Genomic DNA, 2,317 nt, shown 5'->3' on the forward strand with positions numbered 1-2,317 from the left:
GAATCTAAGCTCGATGACTTCTTATAATTCTTCTCTTTCAAATTCATAATAACTTCTTTCTATTTAAAATATCTGCTAAAACGTGATTTTTTGTTCATTGAGTAATCTGAAAACAAAATCGCAATTCTACCAGTATTTAAGTCTCAGATTTTGAGGATTTCTTACGTACCATTCTAATTTCAGTGATAGGTTTTCCAAGGTCAAGTATTTTTTCTTGCCCATCAAAAGTAAAACCCATTTTTTGATAGAATGCAATGGCTCGCTTATTCCCTTTTAATACCCATAAAAATATTTCAGAGAACTGTTCAAGAGTCGTCAGAGCTTCCTTCATTAACTTCTGAGAAATACCTTTTCCATAATAGTCTTTTAAAACATATAAGGTAATAATTTCACCAGCTTGAATAGTCTCATCACGAAAGTTTCCATAACTGATAAAACCAACTACCTTCATGCCATCTATCGCAATCAATGTATTTTTAGGATATTTTTGACTAAAGAATCGACATCTTTCTAATGTCATCGTCTCCTGAAATTCTGCAGGTAAAAGATCATCATAAGCCTCTCTCCACGTTTGCCAATGAACGAAGGATTTACCTTCTATCTCTTCAGGAGTTTCCATTTGTTTGATAGTTAGGTTCATTTATTTTACTCCATTCTTCTCTCAGAATACCATATTTAATACTATCAAAATATTTGCCTTGGTAATAACGAACTTTTGGAATATGAGCTTCTTTTTTCATTCTTAATTTTTCAGCAAGTTTTACCATACCAAGATTTCCTGACCAAGTTGTCAAACCAAGATGCTCCAACACCAAGTAATCCTTAAATGTCCGATCTATCCATTGTAGCATAGCAGCTTTTCCAATGCCAGAGTTCCAAAATTTGTTATCATAAATACAAATCCCCAATTCCATCCATCTTGTTTGTTTACATACCCAGTAGCGCGAAACAGTCCCAACTAATTTATCATCAACAAAAATACCAAGGCGATTTGAGTTGTTTAGAGTAGATTCTGATTTTTGTAGTTTAAATTCTTGAAAATTAGGAAAATGCTGATAATCGTCATAATAGGGAGCATCATACTGCTTCCAAATTGGATTAGATTGTGAATAAGCAATTTCCCACAAAGACACCAAATCTTCTTCATTTAGTTTTCTTAAATAAACCATACTTTTTCCTAATCCAACGCCTTGACTTCATCAGCTACTTTTTGTAGATATTTTTGTCTTGTAGAATTTGTATTCACCTCACGCCCTAACTCACCCAAAATTGAAACTTTCTTTGTTTTAATACCGCAGTGATTTAGGACAGCATTCTTTAATACTGATATTCCATAACTGTCTGGGATATTGATAGGACCTGAAAATACTTTGTACCACCATGTTGGTGCCATGGATGTTGCGTAAATACTAGCTGTTTTTCCTTTTAGTAACTTTTTAAACTGCTGACCCCTTAAGTAGTTTAAAATAAAACTTCCTTGATTATTGGCAGAGTACGCAATTCCTGGCGTGAAAACACGATCAATCCAACCCTTCAATAAACTAGGCATACTACTCCACCAAATTGGATAAACAAAAATGAAATGATCTGCCCACTGAATTAATTCCTGAGAGCGAAGTATGAAGGGGTCCTCTTCCATCCGTTTTCGATAACCATAACGTAATACAGGATCAAAATCTATCTCATTTAGGTTAATAGATTCAAGCTCATGATGATTTGAGTCAATATTTTCTACAATCGTTTGAAAAATTTCTTGACAGAAACTTCCCTTGTCATGATGTCCATTGATGACTAAAATTTTCATTCGTTTTCTCCTTCACTACCCCAACGCCTTGACTTCCAACATCATATCGCGTATCTGAGCTGCCAGTTCAAAGTCAAGCACTTCGACGGCTTCTTGCATTTGTTTTTCCAGTTTCTTGACGAGTTCTTTGCGTTCTTGTTTGTTGAGGCTATTGATATCGACTTCCTTGTCCTCTTCCTTAGAAACTGCCTTGGTCACAGCAATCAGGTCACGGATTTCTTTCTTAATGGTTTGAGGTACGATACCATGCTCTTCATTATAAGCCATCTGGATTTTCCGACGGCGAGCCGTTTCATCGATGGCACGTTGCATAGACTGAGTCATCGTGTCCGCATACATGATTACATGCCCTTCGCTATTACGGGCAGCACGGCCAATGGTCTGGATGAGGCCACGTTCGTTACGAAGGAAGCCTTCCTTGTCAGCATCTAGAATAGCAACCAAACTTACTTCAGGTACGTCAATCCCTTCGCGGAGCAGGTTGATTCCGACCAAGACATCAAAAACACCCAA

General features: G+C 36.6%; 4 protein-coding genes. All 4 read right to left on the reverse strand.

All coding sequences use genetic code 11. The features are described 5' to 3' along the window. Positions 1-136: 136 nt before the first annotated feature. Positions 137-640: a GNAT family N-acetyltransferase gene (locus GMD1S_RS07280; RefSeq protein WP_001054582.1), complete on the reverse strand. Its 504-nt coding sequence runs from the start codon at positions 638-640 to the stop codon at positions 137-139. Next, positions 606-1,169, reverse strand: a complete 564-nt coding sequence (locus tag GMD1S_RS07285; protein ID WP_000262764.1) for a GNAT family N-acetyltransferase — start codon at positions 1,167-1,169, stop codon at positions 606-608. Before GMD1S_RS07285 ends, GMD1S_RS07280 begins: the two co-directional genes overlap by 35 nt. Before the next feature lie 8 nt (positions 1,170-1,177). Next, complete coding sequence (locus GMD1S_RS07290) at positions 1,178-1,804, reverse strand: NAD(P)H-dependent oxidoreductase (RefSeq protein WP_000699273.1); 627 nt, start codon at positions 1,802-1,804, stop codon at positions 1,178-1,180. A 15-nt stretch (positions 1,805-1,819) separates the two neighbouring features. Then, positions 1,820-2,317 (reverse strand): UvrB/UvrC motif-containing protein (locus tag GMD1S_RS07295; protein WP_000652884.1); only part of this gene is annotated, 498 nt, incomplete at its 5' end.

It is taken from the genome of Streptococcus sp. GMD1S, from assembly GCF_000296875.1.
In the GTDB taxonomy this organism is placed as follows: Bacteria; Bacillota; Bacilli; order Lactobacillales; family Streptococcaceae; genus Streptococcus.

Bases quoted from the DNA above. Each gene is read 5' to 3' on its own strand.
- GMD1S_RS07280 (WP_001054582.1), bottom strand. From the start codon at position 640: ATGAACCTAACTATCAAACAAATGGAAACTCCTGAAGAGATAGAAGGT.
- GMD1S_RS07285 (WP_000262764.1), bottom strand. From the start codon at position 1,169: ATGGTTTATTTAAGAAAACTAAATGAAGAAGATTTGGTGTCTTTGTGG.
- GMD1S_RS07290 (WP_000699273.1), bottom strand. From the start codon at position 1,804: ATGAAAATTTTAGTCATCAATGGACATCATGACAAGGGAAGTTTCTGT.